Source organism: Staphylococcus sp. MZ3, assembly GCF_018622755.1.
Taxonomy (GTDB): Bacteria; Bacillota; Bacilli; order Staphylococcales; family Staphylococcaceae; genus Staphylococcus; species Staphylococcus aureus.
Genome location: NZ_CP076026.1, coordinates 1,178,530 through 1,195,908 on the forward strand (window position 1 = coordinate 1,178,530; position 17,379 = coordinate 1,195,908).

Annotated in this window: 17 protein-coding genes; 16 read left to right on the top strand and 1 reads right to left on the bottom strand. The window is 32.6% G+C overall.

The genetic code is table 11. The features are described 5' to 3' along the window. The first annotated feature begins 6 nt into the window (after nucleotides 1–6). A complete protein-coding gene (locus KI230_RS05775) occupies nucleotides 7–702 on the top strand; it encodes a YjjG family noncanonical pyrimidine nucleotidase (RefSeq protein WP_001788648.1) in 696 nt (231 codons plus the stop codon). A gap of 108 nt (nucleotides 703–810) precedes the next feature. Here KI230_RS05775 and KI230_RS05780 read toward each other — a convergent pair whose 3' ends face one another. Then, nucleotides 811–1,251, bottom strand: a complete 441-nt coding sequence (locus KI230_RS05780) for an N-acetyltransferase (protein WP_001289711.1) — start codon at nucleotides 1,249–1,251, stop codon at nucleotides 811–813. Nucleotides 1,252–1,445: 194 nt separating this feature from the next. On the opposite strand from KI230_RS05780, the gene bshC reads away from it, so the two are divergent. The 15 genes from bshC to KI230_RS05855 all read left to right on the top strand — a co-directional run bounded on the left by bshC (nucleotide 1,446) and on the right by KI230_RS05855 (nucleotide 17,367). Further along, entirely contained in the window at nucleotides 1,446–3,059 is a 1,614-nt protein-coding gene (gene bshC / locus KI230_RS05785; RefSeq protein ID WP_000340475.1) for a bacillithiol biosynthesis cysteine-adding enzyme BshC, read from the top strand. Between the two features lie 143 nt (nucleotides 3,060–3,202). After that, entirely contained in the window at nucleotides 3,203–3,634 is a 432-nt protein-coding gene (mraZ, locus tag KI230_RS05790; RefSeq protein ID WP_214958345.1) for a division/cell wall cluster transcriptional repressor MraZ, read from the top strand. Nucleotides 3,635–3,649: 15 nt separating this feature from the next. Continuing rightward, nucleotides 3,650–4,585, top strand: coding sequence for a 16S rRNA (cytosine(1402)-N(4))-methyltransferase RsmH (rsmH, locus tag KI230_RS05795; protein WP_000468384.1), 936 nt, complete (start codon nucleotides 3,650–3,652; stop codon nucleotides 4,583–4,585). Nucleotides 4,586–4,598: 13 nt separating this feature from the next. Then, entirely contained in the window at nucleotides 4,599–5,000 is a 402-nt protein-coding gene (gene ftsL, locus KI230_RS05800) for a cell division protein FtsL (protein ID WP_000257598.1), read from the top strand. Further along, entirely contained in the window at nucleotides 4,981–7,215 is a 2,235-nt protein-coding gene (locus KI230_RS05805; protein WP_001118652.1) for a penicillin-binding protein, read from the top strand. Before ftsL ends, KI230_RS05805 begins: the two co-directional genes overlap by 20 nt. A 291-nt stretch (nucleotides 7,216–7,506) precedes the next feature. Next, nucleotides 7,507–8,472 (top strand): phospho-N-acetylmuramoyl-pentapeptide-transferase, encoded by a 966-nt coding sequence (mraY, locus tag KI230_RS05810; protein WP_000578458.1) that lies wholly within the window; start codon nucleotides 7,507–7,509, stop codon nucleotides 8,470–8,472. Nucleotide 8,473: 1 nt separating this feature from the next. Then, nucleotides 8,474–9,823, top strand: a complete 1,350-nt coding sequence (gene murD, locus KI230_RS05815; RefSeq protein WP_000935987.1) for a UDP-N-acetylmuramoyl-L-alanine--D-glutamate ligase — start codon at nucleotides 8,474–8,476, stop codon at nucleotides 9,821–9,823. Nucleotides 9,824–9,838: 15 nt separating this feature from the next. Further along, nucleotides 9,839–11,158, top strand: coding sequence for a cell division protein FtsQ/DivIB (locus tag KI230_RS05820; protein ID WP_000342184.1), 1,320 nt, complete (start codon nucleotides 9,839–9,841; stop codon nucleotides 11,156–11,158). A gap of 105 nt (nucleotides 11,159–11,263) precedes the next feature. Then, nucleotides 11,264–12,670 carry a cell division protein FtsA gene (ftsA, locus tag KI230_RS05825; RefSeq protein ID WP_000391032.1) on the top strand — a complete coding sequence of 469 codons (1,407 nt, stop codon included), beginning with the start codon at nucleotides 11,264–11,266 and terminating at the stop codon, nucleotides 12,668–12,670. Between the two features lie 32 nt (nucleotides 12,671–12,702). Then, nucleotides 12,703–13,875 carry a cell division protein FtsZ gene (gene ftsZ / locus KI230_RS05830; RefSeq protein ID WP_000888997.1) on the top strand — a complete coding sequence of 391 codons (1,173 nt, stop codon included), beginning with the start codon at nucleotides 12,703–12,705 and terminating at the stop codon, nucleotides 13,873–13,875. 257 nt (nucleotides 13,876–14,132) lie between these two features. Continuing rightward, nucleotides 14,133–14,924, top strand: coding sequence for a peptidoglycan editing factor PgeF (gene pgeF, locus KI230_RS05835; RefSeq protein WP_000999341.1), 792 nt, complete (start codon nucleotides 14,133–14,135; stop codon nucleotides 14,922–14,924). A 23-nt stretch (nucleotides 14,925–14,947) separates the two neighbouring features. Then, nucleotides 14,948–15,616, top strand: coding sequence for a YggS family pyridoxal phosphate-dependent enzyme (locus tag KI230_RS05840; protein WP_001548498.1), 669 nt, complete (start codon nucleotides 14,948–14,950; stop codon nucleotides 15,614–15,616). After that, nucleotides 15,613–16,176, top strand: coding sequence for a cell division protein SepF (locus KI230_RS05845; protein WP_214958346.1), 564 nt, complete (start codon nucleotides 15,613–15,615; stop codon nucleotides 16,174–16,176). The genes KI230_RS05840 and KI230_RS05845 overlap by 4 nt, the downstream gene beginning before the upstream one ends. Before the next feature lie 11 nt (nucleotides 16,177–16,187). Next, entirely contained in the window at nucleotides 16,188–16,478 is a 291-nt protein-coding gene (locus tag KI230_RS05850) for a YggT family protein (protein ID WP_000354112.1), read from the top strand. A 109-nt stretch (nucleotides 16,479–16,587) separates the two neighbouring features. Continuing rightward, a complete protein-coding gene (locus KI230_RS05855; RefSeq protein ID WP_138278863.1) occupies nucleotides 16,588–17,367 on the top strand; it encodes a YlmH family RNA-binding protein in 780 nt (259 codons plus the stop codon). Nucleotides 17,368–17,379 lie beyond the last annotated feature (12 nt).

Here is a 17,379-nt window from a genome sequence, read left to right on the forward strand (position 1 = left end):
TAGGAGATGGGGAAATTGGGATATAAAAATATTTTGATAGACTTTGATGATACAATTGTTGATTTTTATGATGCAGAAGAATGGGCGTTTCACTATATGGCGAATGTTTTTAATCATAAAGCAACAAAGGATGATTTTTTAACATTTAAAAAAATCAATCACCAACATTGGGAAGCTTTTCAACAAAATAAATTAACGAAGTCTGAAGTATTATCAGAACGATTTGTGAATTACTTCAAACATCATCAAATGGAAGTTGATGGGCATCGTGCAGATGTGTTATTTAGAAATGGATTAGCAGAAGCTAAAGTTAAATACTTTGATCAAACATTAGAAACAATTGTCGAATTATCGAAAAGACATGATTTATATATTGTTACTAATGGTGTAACCGAAACGCAAAAGAGAAGGTTAAATCAGACGCCGTTGCATAAATATATTAAAAAGATATTTATATCTGAGGAAACAGGATATCAAAAACCTAATCCGGAATTTTTTAATTATGTTTTTAATGATATTGGTGAGGATGAAAGACAGCACTCGATTATAGTTGGAGATTCTTTAACATCTGACATTCTAGGTGGAATCAATGCGGGTATAGCTACTTGCTGGTTTAATTTTAGAGGATTTGATCATAATCCAGGAATTATACCTGATTATGAAATTAATTCATGGAAACAACTAAATGATATTGTACGTTAAGACAAATAATTTGAAAATGATTTACTTATATTAGCTTAAGAAAGTAATTGTAAAAAAGACACTACGAAAAGATGCATTTTCATGCTCGTAGTGTCGAATATTATTATCTTATGGTTTCCACAATAAGACATCATGTCCCTCTATATTTTTAGCTTCCACATCTGTAAATCCATGATGTAAAAAGAAATCCTTAGAATCATTTCTGCCAATGGCTTTAATTGGCATATTGAAACTCTTTGCAAAATCAATCAATTCTGAAGCGTACCCTCTGTTTTGATATTTTGGTAATACTTCTAACTTCCATAATAATATATAATCTTCAAAATCTGGGAAGTAGATTTCTTCGACATCACCTTTTTTTAGTAATGCCATTCTAGCTCCTAATTGATCTCCGACAAATATGCCATAAAATGGTGAATCTGAACTTGCATCAATCATTTGACCGTTTAACTCATTGACCATGTATAAGTCTTTGTTGCCAAACGCTCTAAAGTTTTCGAATAATTCGTCAGTTTTGTAATTAATTTCAAGACGTTTGATTTCACTCATATTTATCTACCCCTTATTTGTTTACTACTATTATTATACATTAAACCACTTGTGTTTTTCATTGATTTGAAAATGTAAAACAATGAATATTATAAATTTTCCATGATTAAATTGATTTTCAAGCCGTAAAATTGTCAATCACCGGTATAGACTTTATACTATAGTTTGTAATCGCGTACTTAAGGAGAAAAAACATGGACTGTAAAGTAGTTAGTTTAAATGAAAAAGATCAGTTTATACCAAAAATAAAGAGCAGTGACCCTGTAATAACAGGATTATTTCAATATGATGCAGCTCAACAAACTAGTTTTGAAAAAAGGATGTCTAAAGAAAATAATGGAAGAGAAGCGGCATTAGCGAATGTTATTCGTGAATATATGAGTGATTTAAAGCTTTCTAGTGAACAAGAATTAAACATACAACATTTAGCTAATGGTTCAAAAGTTGTGATTGGTGGACAACAAGCAGGGCTTTTCGGGGGACCATTGTATACATTCCATAAAATATTTTCAATCATTACTTTATCTAAGGAATTAACGGATACACATAAGCAACAAGTAGTACCAGTTTTTTGGATTGCAGGAGAAGATCATGATTTCGATGAAGTGAATCATACATTTGTTTATAACGAAAATCATGGGTCGCTGCATAAGGTTAAATATCATACAATGGAGATGCCAGAGACGACTGTCTCTAGATATTATCCTGATAAGGCTGAGTTGAAACAAACTTTAAAAACGATGTTCATTCATATGAAAGAAACTGTTCATACACAAGGTCTACTGGAGATTTGTGACAGAATTATTGACCAATATGACTCGTGGACTGATATGTTTAAAGCACTACTGCATGAAACATTTAAAGCATATGGCGTTCTATTTATAGATGCGCAGTTTGAGCCGTTAAGAAAAATGGAAGCGCCTATGTTTAAAAAGATTTTGAAAAAACATCAGTTGCTTGATGATGCTTTTAGAGCAACACAACAACGTACTCAAAATCAAGGCTTGAATGCGATGATACAAACAGATACAAATGTTCATTTATTCTTACATGATGAAAATATGCGTCAATTAGTTTCGTATGATGGTAAACATTTTAAATTAAATAAAACAGATAAGACATATATAAAGGAAGAAATTATAAATATTGCGGAAAATCAACCTGAATTATTTTCTAATAATGTAGTGACAAGACCATTAATGGAAGAATGGTTATTTAACACGGTGGCATTTGTTGGAGGACCGAGTGAAATTAAGTACTGGGCTGAACTAAAAGATGTATTTGAACTATTTGATGTTGAAATGCCTATCGTGATGCCAAGGCTTAGAATTACTTATTTAAATGACCGTATAGAAAAATTACTTTCGAAATACAATATTCCATTAGAAAAAGTGTTAGTCGATGGTGTTGAAGGAGAAAGAAGTAAGTTTATTAGAGAACAAGCATCACATCAATTTATTGAAAAGGTAGAAGGTATGATTGAACAACAGCGTCGTCTAAACAAAGACTTATTAGATGAAGTGGCGGGGAATCAAAATAATATTAACCTTGTGAATAAAAATAATGAAATTCATATACAACAGTATGATTATTTGTTAAAACGTTATCTTTTAAACATTGAAAGAGAAAACGACATCAGTATGAAGCAATTTAGAGAAATTCAAGAAACACTCCATCCAATGGGAGGATTACAAGAAAGAATATGGAATCCACTTCAAATTTTGAATGATTTTGGGACAGATGTGTTCAAGCCCTCCACCTATCCACCACTTTCTTACACTTTTGATCATATTATTATAAAACCTTAATATACCAAGGGTTTAGCCCGATTTATCTTAATGATAAATCGGGCATTTTTTTGTTTTTTAAAATAAATTTCACAAATTTTGTATAAATAGTGGTGGATAGTGGGGAGATGTGGTAAATTATATATAAGGTGAGGTGATAAAAAATGTTCATGGGAGAATACGATCATCAATTAGATACAAAAGGACGTATGATTATACCGTCCAAGTTTCGTTATGACTTAAATGAGCGTTTTATTATCACAAGAGGCCTTGATAAATGTTTATTCGGTTACACTCTATACGAATGGCAACAGATTGAAGAGAAAATGAAAACCTTACCTATGACAAAAAAAGACGCACGTAAGTTTATGCGTATGTTCTTCTCTGGTGCTGTTGAAGTAGAACTTGATAAGCAAGGGCGTATTAACATCCCTCAAAACTTGAGGAAATACGCTAATTTAACTAAAGAATGTACAGTAATTGGTGTTTCAAATCGTATTGAGATTTGGGATAGAGAAACTTGGAATGATTTCTATGAAGAATCTGAAGAAAGTTTCGAAGATATTGCTGAAGATTTAATAGATTTTGATTTTTAAAATGGAGGAATTGAAGTGTTTCATCATATCAGCGTTATGTTAAACGAAACCATTGATTATTTAAATGTAAAAGAAAATGGTGTGTACATTGACTGTACGCTAGGTGGAGCGGGACATGCCCTTTATTTACTAAATCAATTAAATGACGACGGAAGATTAATAGCAATCGATCAAGACCAAACTGCAATTGATAATGCTAAAGAGGTATTAAAGGATCATTTGCATAAGGTGACTTTTGTTCATAGCAACTTCCGTGAATTAACTCAAATATTAAAAGACTTAAACATTGAAAAAGTAGATGGAATTTATTACGACTTGGGTGTTTCAAGCCCACAACTCGACATTCCAGAACGAGGATTCAGTTATCACCATGACGCAACATTAGACATGCGTATGGACCAAACACAAGAACTAACAGCATATGAAATTGTTAACAATTGGTCATATGAAGCGTTAGTGAAGATTTTTTATCGTTATGGCGAGGAGAAATTTTCAAAACAGATAGCTCGAAGAATCGAAGCACATCGTGAACAACAACCAATAACAACAACATTAGAATTAGTTGACATTATAAAAGAAGGTATTCCTGCAAAAGCAAGAAGAAAAGGCGGACATCCTGCAAAACGAGTATTTCAAGCACTACGAATTGCAGTAAACGATGAATTGTCAGCTTTTGAAGATTCAATAGAACAAGCGATTGAATTAGTGAAAGTAGACGGCAGGATTTCGGTAATCACTTTCCATTCTTTAGAAGATCGTTTATGTAAACAGGTGTTCCAAGAATATGAAAAAGGTCCAGAGGTACCAAGAGGATTGCCAGTTATACCAGAAGCATATACACCTAAGTTAAAGCGTGTTAATCGTAAACCGATTACCGCTACAGAAGAAGATTTAGATGACAATAACAGAGCACGAAGCGCGAAATTACGTGTAGCTGAAATACTTAAATAAGGGGCAATTTATAATGGCTGTAGAAAAAGTGTACCAACCATATGACGAACAAGTTTATAATAGTATACCGAAGCAACAACCACAAACTAAGCCCGAAAAGAAGACTGTTTCGAGAAAAGTGGTTGTACAATTAACTAAATTTGAAAAAGTTTTATACATAACTTTGATTACTGTAATTGCTATGTTAAGTATTTATATGCTATCTTTAAAAATGGATGCGTATGATACGCGAGGAAAGATTGCAGATTTAGATTATAAAATAGATAAACAATCAAGTGAAAACAGTGCTTTACAATCTGAAATCAAAAAGAATTCTTCTTATGAACGCATATACGAAAAGGCTAAGAAACAGGGGATGAGCCTTGAGAACGATAATGTAAAGGTAGTGCGTAGTAATGGCGAAGCAAAAAATTAAAATTAAAAAAAATAAAATAGGGGCAGTCCTACTTGTTGGTTTATTCGGACTGCTCTTTTTTATATTGGTTTTAAGAATTTCATATATCATGATTACTGGACATTCTAATGGTCAAGATTTAGTCATGAAGGCAAATGAAAAGTATTTAGTTAAGAATGCACAACAACCAGAACGAGGAAAGATATATGATCGTAATGGTAAAGTGCTAGCAGAAGATGTAGAAAGATATAAACTTGTTGCAGTAATAGATAAAAAGGCGAGTGCCAATTCTAAAAAACCTAGGCATGTAGTTGATAAAAAAGAGACTGCAAAGAAATTATCTACAGTCATTGATATGAAGCCAGAGGAAATTGAAAAGAGACTTAGTCAAAAGAAAGCTTTCCAAATTGAATTTGGACGCAAAGGAACAAATTTAACGTATCAGGACAAATTGAAAATAGAGAAAATGAATTTGCCTGGTATTTCTTTATTGCCTGAAACAGAACGCTTTTATCCAAATGGCAATTTTGCATCACACTTAATTGGTAGAGCTCAGAAAAATCCGGATACTGGTGAACTTAAAGGTGCACTTGGAGTTGAAAAGATTTTTGATAGTTATTTAAGTGGATCTAAAGGATCATTGAGATATATTCATGATATTTGGGGATATATCGCACCAAATACTAAAAAAGAGAAGCAGCCTAAACGTGGTGATGATGTCCATTTAACAATCGATTCAAATATTCAAGTATTTGTTGAAGAAGCTTTAGATGGCATGGTTGAAAGATACCAGCCGAAAGATTTATTTGCGGTTGTCATGGATGCCAAAACTGGAGAAATTTTAGCATACAGTCAGCGACCAACATTTAATCCTGAAACTGGTAAAGACTTTGGTAAAAAGTGGGCAAATGACCTTTATCAAAACACATACGAGCCTGGATCAACATTTAAATCATATGGGTTAGCAGCTGCTATTCAAGAAGGTGCTTTTGATCCTGATAAGAAATATAAATCTGGACATAGAGATATTATGGGTTCACGTATTTCAGACTGGAATAGAGTCGGTTGGGGTGAAATCCCAATGTCACTCGGATTTACTTATTCATCTAATACATTGATGATGCATTTACAAGATTTAGTTGGTGCAGACAAAATGAAATCTTGGTATGAACGATTTGGATTTGGAAAATCAACTAAAGGTATGTTTGATGGAGAAGCACCTGGTCAAATTGGATGGAGTAATGAGTTGCAACAAAAAACGTCATCATTTGGTCAATCGACAACAGTAACACCTGTTCAAATGTTACAGGCGCAATCAGCGTTCTTTAATGATGGTAATATGTTAAAACCATGGTTTGTGAATAGCGTTGAAAATCCTGTTAGTAAAAGACAATTTTATAAAGGTCAAAAACAAATCGCAGGCAAACCAATAACAAAAGATACTGCTGAAAAAGTTGAAAAGCAATTGGATTTAGTTGTGAATAGTAAGAAGAGTCACGCTGCAAACTATCGTATTGATGGTTATGAGGTCGAAGGTAAGACTGGTACAGCACAAGTCGCTGCACCTAATGGTGGTGGATACGTTAAAGGTCCAAACCCATATTTTGTAAGTTTTATGGGTGACGCACCGAAGAAAAATCCTAAAGTTATTGTATACGCTGGTATGAGCTTGGCACAAAAAAATGACCAAGAAGCTTATGAATTAGGTGTTAGTAAAGCGTTTAAACCAATAATGGAAAATACTTTGAAATATTTAAATGTAGGTAAATCAAAAGATGACACATCTAATGCAGAGTATAGTAAAGTGCCAGATGTTGAAGGTCAAGACAAACAAAAAGCTATTGATAATGTGAGTGCAAAATCATTAGAACCAGTTACTATCGGTTCTGGCACACAAATAAAAGCACAATCTATAAAAGCAGGGAATAAAGTCTTACCTCATAGTAAAGTACTGTTATTAACAGACGGAGACTTAACTATGCCTGACATGTCAGGATGGACGAAAGAAGATGTCATTGCTTTTGAAAACCTAACAAATATTAAAGTAAATTTAAAAGGTAGCGGTTTTGTGTCCCACCAATCAATTAGTAAGGGACAAAAACTTACTGAAAAAGATAAAATAGACGTAGAATTTTCATCAGAGAATGTAGACAGCAATTCGACGAATAATTCTGATTCAAATTCAGATGATAAGAAGAAATCTGACAGTAAAACTGACAAGGATAAGTCGGACTAACAAGAATGGCTACATTAAATAAGGGTGTATTGTCACTATTTGTTTTTACTAAAGTAATGCTGTGATAGAAAAAAACATCTTCATTTAATCTTTATAAATAAGTGTTGATAGAGAATTTTAAGGTAGACGAGGTCAGATTAACTTGTTTGTTATAGGCAAACTTTTTATACTGGCCTCTTATGCCGTAAAAAAGAAAAATTATAAATTTTGATTACAACTTTGTTTATTTAATTGAAAAATTGATAATATATTAGTGGTTAAAAAAGTCTGGATTAAGAAGAGGAGATAGTTATGATTTTTGTATATGCGTTATTAGCGCTAGTGATTACATTTGTTTTGGTACCTGTTTTAATACCTACATTAAAAAGGATGAAATTTGGTCAAAGTATTCGAGAAGAAGGTCCACAAAGCCATATGAAGAAGACTGGTACACCAACGATGGGTGGACTAACATTTCTATTAAGTATTGTGATAACGTCTTTGGTGGCTATTATATTTGTAGATCAAGCTAATCCAATCATACTGTTATTATTTGTGACGATTGGTTTTGGGTTAATTGGTTTTATAGATGATTATATTATTGTTGTTAAAAAGAATAACCAAGGTTTAACAAGTAAACAGAAGTTTTTGGCGCAAATTGGTATTGCGATTATTTTCTTTGTTTTAAGTAATGTGTTTCATTTGGTGAATTTTTCTACGAGCATACATATTCCATTTACGAATGTAGCAATCCCACTATCATTTGCATATGTTATTTTCATTGTTTTTTGGCAAGTAGGTTTTTCTAATGCGGTAAATTTAACAGATGGTTTAGATGGATTAGCAACTGGACTGTCAATTATCGGATTTACAATGTATGCCATCATGAGCTTTGTGTTAGGAGAAACGGCAATTGGTATTTTCTGTATCATTATGTTGTTTGCACTTTTAGGATTTTTACCATATAACATTAACCCTGCTAAAGTGTTTATGGGAGATACAGGTAGCTTAGCTTTAGGTGGTATATTTGCTACGATTTCAATCATGCTTAATCAGGAATTATCATTAATTTTTATAGGTTTAGTATTCGTAATTGAAACATTATCTGTTATGTTACAAGTCGCTAGCTTTAAATTGACTGGAAAGCGTATATTTAAAATGAGTCCGATTCATCATCATTTTGAATTGATAGGATGGAGCGAATGGAAAGTAGTTACAGTATTTTGGGCTGTTGGTCTGATTTCAGGTTTAATCGGTTTATGGATTGGAGTGCATTAAGATGCTTAATTATACAGGGTTAGAAAATAAAAATGTATTAGTCGTCGGTTTGGCAAAAAGTGGTTATGAAGCAGCTAAATTATTAAGTAAATTAGGTGCGAATGTGACTGTCAATGATGGGAAAGACTTATCGCAAGATGCTCATGCAAAAGATTTAGAATCTATGGGTATTTCTGTTGTAAGTGGAAGTCATCCATTAACGTTGCTTGATAATAATCCAATAATTGTTAAAAATCCTGGAATACCTTATACAGTATCTATTATTGATGAAGCAGTGAAACGAGATTTGAAAATTTTAACAGAAGTTGAGTTAAGTTATCTAATCTCTGAAGCACCAATCATAGCTGTAACGGGTACAAATGGTAAAACGACAGTTACTTCTCTAATTGGAGATATGTTTAAAAAAAGTCGCTTAACTGGAAGATTATCCGGCAATATTGGTTATGTTGCATCTAAAGTAGCACAAGAAGTAAAGCCTACAGATTATTTAGTTACAGAGTTGTCGTCATTCCAGTTACTTGGAATCGAAAAGTATAAACCACACATTGCTATAATTACTAACATTTATTCGGCGCATCTAGATTACCATGAAAATTTAGAAAACTATCAAAATGCTAAAAAGCAAATATATAAAAATCAAACGGAAGAAGATTATTTGATTTGTAATTATCATCAAAGACAAGTGATAGAGTCGGAAGAATTAAAAGCTAAGACATTGTATTTCTCAACTCAACAAGAAGTTGATGGTATTTATATTAAAGATGGTTTTATCATTTATAAAGGTGTTCGTATTATTAACACTGAAGATCTAGTATTGCCTGGTGAACATAATTTAGAAAATATATTAGCAGCTGTGCTTGCTTGTATTTTAGCTGGTGTACCTATTAAAGCAATTATTGATAGTTTAACTACATTTTCAGGAATAGAGCATAGATTGCAATATGTTGGTACTAATAGAACTAATAAATATTATAATGATTCCAAAGCAACAAACACGCTAGCAACACAGTTTGCCTTAAATTCATTTAATCAACCAATCATTTGGTTATGTGGTGGTTTGGATCGAGGGAATGAATTTGACGAACTCATTCCTTATATGGAAAATGTTCGCGCGATGGTTGTATTCGGACAAACGAAAGCTAAGTTTGCTAAACTAGGTAATAGTCAAGGGAAATCGGTCATTGAAGCGAACAATGTCGAAGACGCTGTTGATAAAGTACAAGATATTATAGAACCAAATGATGTTGTATTATTGTCACCTGCTTGTGCGAGTTGGGATCAATATAGTACTTTTGAAGAGCGTGGAGAGAAATTTATTGAAAGATTCCGTGCCCATTTACCATCTTATTAAAGGGTGTGAGTATTGATGGATGATAAAACGAAGAACGATCAACAAGAATCAAATGAAGATAAAGATGAATTAGAATTATTTACGAGGAATACATCTAAGAAAAGACGGCAAAGAAAAAGATCAAAGGCTACACATTTTTCTAATCAAAATAAAGATGATACATCTCAACAAGCTGATTTTGATGAAGAAATTTACTTGATAAATAAAGACTTCAAAAAAGAAGAAAGCAATGATAAAAATAATGATTCTGCTTCTAGTCATGCGAATGATAATAATATCGATGATTCTACAGACTCTAATATTGAAAATGAGGATTATAGATATAATCAAGAAATTGACGACCAAAATGAATCGAATGTAATTTCAGTCGACAACGAACAACCTCAATCAGCTCCTAAAGAACAAAATAGCGACTCGATTGATGAGGAAACAGTAACGAAAAAAGAACGAAAAAGTAAAGTAACACAATTAAAGCCATTAACACTTGAAGAAAAGCGGAAGTTAAGACGTAAGCGACAAAAGCGAATCCAATACAGTGTTATTACAATATTGGTATTGTTGATTGCTGTTATATTAATTTACATGTTTTCACCACTTAGTAAAATTGCGCATGTAAATATAAATGGAAATAATCACGTTAGTACTTCAAAGATAAACAAAGTTTTAGGTGTTAAAAATGATTCAAGGATGTATACGTTTAGTAAAAAAAATGCTATTAATGATCTCGAAGAGGATCCATTAATCAAAAGTGTTGAGATACACAAGCAATTACCAAACACATTAAACGTAGATATCACAGAAAATGAAATTATTGCTTTAGTGAAATATAAAGGTAAATATTTACCTTTATTAGAAAATGGTAAATTGCTTAAAGGTTCAAATGATGTCAAAATTAATGATGCACCTGTCATGGATGGTTTCAAAGGTACAAAAGAAGATGATATGATTAAGGCGTTATCTGAAATGACACCTGAAGTTAGACGATATATTGCCGAAGTGACATACGCCCCAAGTAAAAACAAACAAAGCAGAATTGAATTGTTTACGACAGATGGACTTCAAGTAATCGGTGATATTTCGACGATATCTAAGAAAATGAAATATTATCCGCAGATGTCACAATCATTATCAAGGGATAGTTCGGGTAAACTAAAAACACGAGGCTATATTGATTTATCAGTCGGTGCTTCATTTATCCCATACCGTGGAAACACGTCTAGTCAATCAGAAAGCGATAAAAATGTGACTAAATCATCTCAAGAGGAAAATCAAGCAAAAGAAGAATTACAAAGCGTTTTAAACAAAATTAACAAACAATCAAGTAAGAATAATTAAAAAATTTTGATATTGTCTATGTTTATAGTTCACAAGCCATTCAACGTATTGTAAACTAAGGATAGTGTATTTTTTTAATAGTAATTTGTCAGGAGGTGCCTATCTATGGAAGAACATTACTACGTAAGTATTGATATTGGATCATCAAGCGTAAAAACAATAGTAGGCGAGAAATTTCACAATGGTATAAATGTGATAGGTACAGGACAAACCTACACGAGCGGTATAAAAAATGGTTTAATTGATGATTTTGATATTGCGCGACAAGCAATCAAAGACACAATTAAAAAGGCATCAATCGCTTCGGGTGTTGATATTAAAGAAGTTTTCCTGAAATTACCTATCATTGGAACGGAAGTTTATGATGAATCAAATGAAATCGACTTTTATGAGGATACAGAAATCAACGGTTCACATATCGAAAAAGTATTAGAAGGTATTAGAGAAAAAAATGATGTGCAAGAAACAGAAGTAATTAATGTGTTCCCGATTCGTTTTATAGTCGATAAAGAAAATGAGGTTTCAGACCCTAAAGAATTAATTGCCAGACATTCATTAAAGGTTGAAGCAGGCGTAATTGCTATTCAAAAATCGATTTTAATTAATATGATTAAATGCGTAGAAGCATGTGGTGTTGATGTATTAGATGTTTACTCTGATGCATATAACTATGGTTCAATCCTAACAGCTACTGAAAAAGAGTTAGGTGCATGTGTCATTGATATTGGTGAAGACGTTACGCAAGTTGCTTTTTATGAACGCGGTGAATTAGTAGATGCTGATTCTATCGAAATGGCAGGGCGTGATATTACAGACGATATTGCACAAGGATTAAACACTTCTTATGAAACTGCTGAAAAAGTTAAACACCAATATGGTCATGCATTCTATGATTCTGCTTCAGATCAAGATATCTTCACTGTTGAACAGGTTGATAGTGATGAAACAGTACAGTATACTCAAAAAGATTTGAGTGACTTTATTGAAGCGCGTGTAGAAGAAATATTCTTCGAAGTATTTGATGTTTTACAAGATTTAGGATTAACAAAAGTAAATGGTGGGTTTATTGTAACTGGTGGATCTGCAAACTTACTTGGCGTAAAAGAATTATTATCAGATATGGTAAGTGAAAAAGTTAGAATTCACACGCCATCACAAATGGGAATTAGAAAACCTGAATTTTCTTCAGCAATTTCTACAATTTCTAGTAGTATCGCTTTTGATGAGTTATTAGATTATGTTACAATTAATTATCATGATAATGAAGAAACTGAAGAAGATGTTATTGATGTGAAAGACAAAGATAACGAATCTAAATTAGGCGGATTTGATTGGTTTAAACGTAAAACAAACAAAAAAGATACTCATGAAAATGAAGTAGAGTCAACAGATGAAGAAATTTATCAATCAGAAGATAATCATCAGGAACATAAACAGAATCATGAACATGTTCAAGACAAAGATAAAGAAGAAAGTAAATTCAAAAAACTAATGAAATCTCTATTTGAATGATTATTGGCCAATAAAACTAGGAGGAAATTTAAATGTTAGAATTTGAACAAGGATTTAATCATTTAGCGACTTTAAAGGTCATTGGTGTAGGTGGTGGCGGTAACAACGCCGTAAACCGAATGATTGACCACGGAATGAATAATGTTGAATTTATCGCTATCAACACAGACGGTCAAGCTTTAAACTTATCTAAAGCTGAATCTAAAATCCAAATCGGTGAAAAATTAACACGTGGTTTAGGAGCAGGAGCTAACCCTGAAATCGGTAAAAAAGCTGCAGAGGAATCTCGTGAACAAATTGAAGATGCAATCCAAGGTGCAGACATGGTATTTGTTACTTCTGGTATGGGTGGCGGAACTGGTACTGGTGCAGCACCAGTCGTTGCTAAAATTGCAAAAGAAATGGGCGCATTAACTGTTGGTGTTGTAACTCGTCCATTTAGTTTTGAAGGACGTAAACGTCAAACTCAAGCTGCTGCTGGAGTAGAAGCTATGAAAGCTGCAGTAGATACATTAATCGTTATACCAAATGACCGTTTATTAGATATCGTTGACAAATCTACGCCAATGATGGAAGCATTTAAAGAAGCTGACAACGTGTTACGCCAAGGTGTACAAGGTATCTCAGACTTAATCGCTGTTTCTGGTGAAGTAAACTTAGACTTTGCAGACGTTAAGACAATTATGTCTAACCAAGGTTCTGCATTAATGGGTATTGGTGTTTCTTCTGGTGAAAATAGAGCGGTAGAAGCTGCTAAAAAAGCAATCTCTTCTCCATTACTTGAAACATCTATCGTTGGTGCACAAGGTGTGCTTATGAATATTACTGGTGGCGAGTCATTGTCATTATTTGAAGCACAAGAGGCTGCTGATATTGTCCAAGATGCTGCAGATGAAGACGTTAATATGATTTTCGGTACAGTTATTAATCCTGAATTACAAGATGAGATTGTTGTAACAGTTATTGCAACTGGTTTTGATGACAAACCAACATCACATGGTCGTAAATCTGGTAGCACTGGATTCGGAACAAGCGTAAATACTTCTAGCAATGCAACTTCTAAAGATGAATCATTCACTTCAAATTCATCAAATGCACAAGCAACTGATAGTGTAAGTGAAAGAACGCATACAACTAAAGAAGATGATATTCCAAGCTTCATTAGAAATAGAGAAGAAAGACGTTCAAGAAGAACAAGACGTTAATCGGTTAATATATACACAAATAATTCAACACAAATCATCAGATAACATATCTGATGATTTTTTTACTAATTTTTAGAACATGTAGAAGGACATTTAAGTTTTTCGAAGTCATTAAAAGTGTTTAAGTATCGTGTCAAAATTAAGTCAAAAATTATTTGCGCAACATTTTAACTTTAAACATAAATGTTATATTATATAATTATTAACTTTGTACAGTTAGACGAAGATAATTTAAATGAAATGATGGTGACGATCGAGTGAATGATAATTTTAAAAAGCAACCGCATCATTTAATATATGAAGAATTATTACAACAAGGTATTACTCTAGGTATTACAACTAGAGGAGATGGTTTAAGCGACTATCCTAAAAATGCTTTTAATATGGCGAGATATATTGATGATCGCCCATATAATATTACTCAACATCAATTGCAATTAGCTGAAGAAATTGCGTTTGATAGAAAAAATTGGGTGTTTCCCATCCAAACACATGAAAATAAAGTCGCTTGTATTACAAAGGATGATATAGGCACAAATATAGACACTTTAACTGATGCGCTTCATGGTATTGATGCGATGTACACATATGATAGTAATGTCTTATTAACGATGTGTTATGCAGACTGTGTACCAGTATATTTTTATAGTACAAAACATCATTTTATTGCATTGGCGCATGCAGGGTGGCGTGGTACCTATACTGAAATTGTAAAAGAAGTGCTAAAACATGTGAACTTTGATTTGAAAGACTTACATGTCGTTATTGGACCATCTACATCATCAAGTTATGAAATTAATGATGATATTAAAAATAAATTTGAAACATTGCCAATTGATAGTGCCAACTATATTGAAACTAGAGGACGAGATCGTCATGGTATTGATTTGAAAAAAGCCAATGCTGCATTATTAAATTATTATGGTGTTCCTAAAGAAAATATTTATACGACAGCGTATGCTACATCTGAACATTTAGAATTATTTTTCTCTTATCGATTAGAAAAAGGTCAAACAGGACGCATGTTAGCATTCATTGGTCAACAGTAAACAAGGAGGAGATATGTTTGCGTGTGAAAGATAATTTACAACAAATCTCAACACAAATTAATGACAAAAGTGAAAAAAATAATTTTTCAACAAAACCAAACGTGATTGCAGTTACAAAATATGTTACAATAGAGCGAGCTAAAGAAGCGTATGAGGCTGGAATAAGACATTTTGGTGAGAATAGATTGGAAGGCTTTTTTCAAAAGAAAGAAGCATTACCATCAGATGCGGTGATTCATTTTATAGGATCATTACAATCTCGAAAAGTTAAGGACGTTATAAACGACGTAGATTATTTCCATGCTTTAGATCGATTGAGCTTAGCCAAAGAAATTAACAAACGTGCAGAACATAAAATTAAATGTTTCTTGCAAGTGAATGTTTCGGGAGAAGCTTCTAAACATGGTATTGCTTTAGAAGATGTTGATCAGTTTATAGATGATCTTAAAAAATATGACAAAATCGAAATTGTAGGTTTAATGACGATGGCACCATTGACAGATGATGAAGCATATATTAGATCGTTATTTAAACAGTTACGTTTGAAAAAAGAAGAAATACAACGACTCAATTTAGAATATGCGCCTTGTGATGAATTATCAATGGGAATGAGTAATGACTATCTTATTGCAGTTGAAGAAGGTGCGACGTTTGTTAGAATTGGGACTAAACTTGTAGGAGAAGAGGAGTGAGCCACTTGGCTTTAAAAGATTTATTTAGTGGATTTTTTGTAATAGATGATGAAGAGGAAGTAGAAGTACCTGACAAACAACAACAGGTCAATGAAGCGCCAGCAAAAGAGCAGTCACAACAAACAACAAAACAAAACGCAATCAAATCAGACCCTCAAAAATCTGCATCAAGATATACAACAACGTCAGAAGAAAGGAATAACCGTATGTCTAATTATTCAAAAAATAATTCACGTAATGTTGTAACTATGAACAATGCTACACCAAACAATGCATCACAAGAAAGTTCAAAAATGTGTTTATTCGAACCACGTGTTTTTTCAGATACACAAGATATTGCTGATGAGCTTAAAAACCGCCGTGCGACACTTGTCAATTTACAACGTATTGATAAAGTATCAGCGAAAAGAATTATTGATTTTTTAAGCGGTACTGTTTATGCAATCGGTGGAGATATCCAACGTGTAGGTACTGATATTTTCTTATGTACGCCTGATAATGTGGAAGTAGCTGGAAGCATTACAGACCATATTGAAAATATGGAACATTCATTCGACTAAGGAGTTAACATATGGATATAAATGTACTAGCTACAATATTTAAATTTATCCTTTTTGTTGTTGAAATTTATTATTTCGGCATGATTATATATTTCTTTACATCTTGGGTACCAAGTATTAGAGAAACTAAGGTAGGTTATTTTTTAGCGAAAATATATGAACCTTTCTTACAACCATTTAGAAAAGTAATTCCACCTATTGGAATTATCGACATATCATCAATCGCTGCAATTTTCGTTTTAGTATTATTCCAAAAAGGGTTACTCCAAATCTTTAATTGGATTTTAATTCAATTACAATAAATTAAGTGACATAACGAGGCAAGGGTACATGATACTTTAGCCTCGTTTTTGATATGTATTTTTCTGAATATAAGGGCAATAGATGGTATTTTATAATTTTTTTAAGGTAGTGATTAACATAGATATTTATCAACACTTTAGACAGGAAGAATACGAATTAATTGATCAGCTAACGGATAAATGTGATCAAGCGGAACAACATTATGCACCAGTATTAACGCATTTTTTAGATCCAAGAGGGCAATATATATTGGAAGTGATTTGTGGCAGTTATGAAGATTTAAACGTCTCTTTTTATGGCGGGCCTAATGCTGAAAGAAAAAGAGCAATCATTTCGCCGAACTATTATGAACCTAAAGAAAGTGACTTTGAATTAACTTTAATGGAAATAGAGTATCCTGAAAAATTCGTCACTTTAAAACATCAACATATTTTAGGGACATTAATGTCTTTAGGTATCGAACGCGAACAAGTTGGAGATATAATTGTGAATGAACGAATTCAATTTGTTTTGACAAGTAGATTGGAATCATTTATTATGTTAGAATTACAACGTATTAAAGGCGCATCAGTTAAACTTTATACTATTCCAGTAACAGATATGATACAATCTAATGAGAATTGGAAAAATGAAAGTGCAACAGTTAGTTCTTTAAGGTTAGATGTTGTTATTAAAGAAATGATACGTAAATCACGTACGATTGCGAAACAACTAATTGAAAAAAAACGTGTTAAAGTGAATCACACTATTGTTGATTCAGCAGATTTTCAATTACAAGCAAATGATTTAATATCCATCCAAGGTTTTGGTAGAACACACATTACTGACTTAGGTGGTAAAACTAAAAAAGATAAAACGCACATTACCTATAGAACATTATTCAAATAGTAATGATTTAAG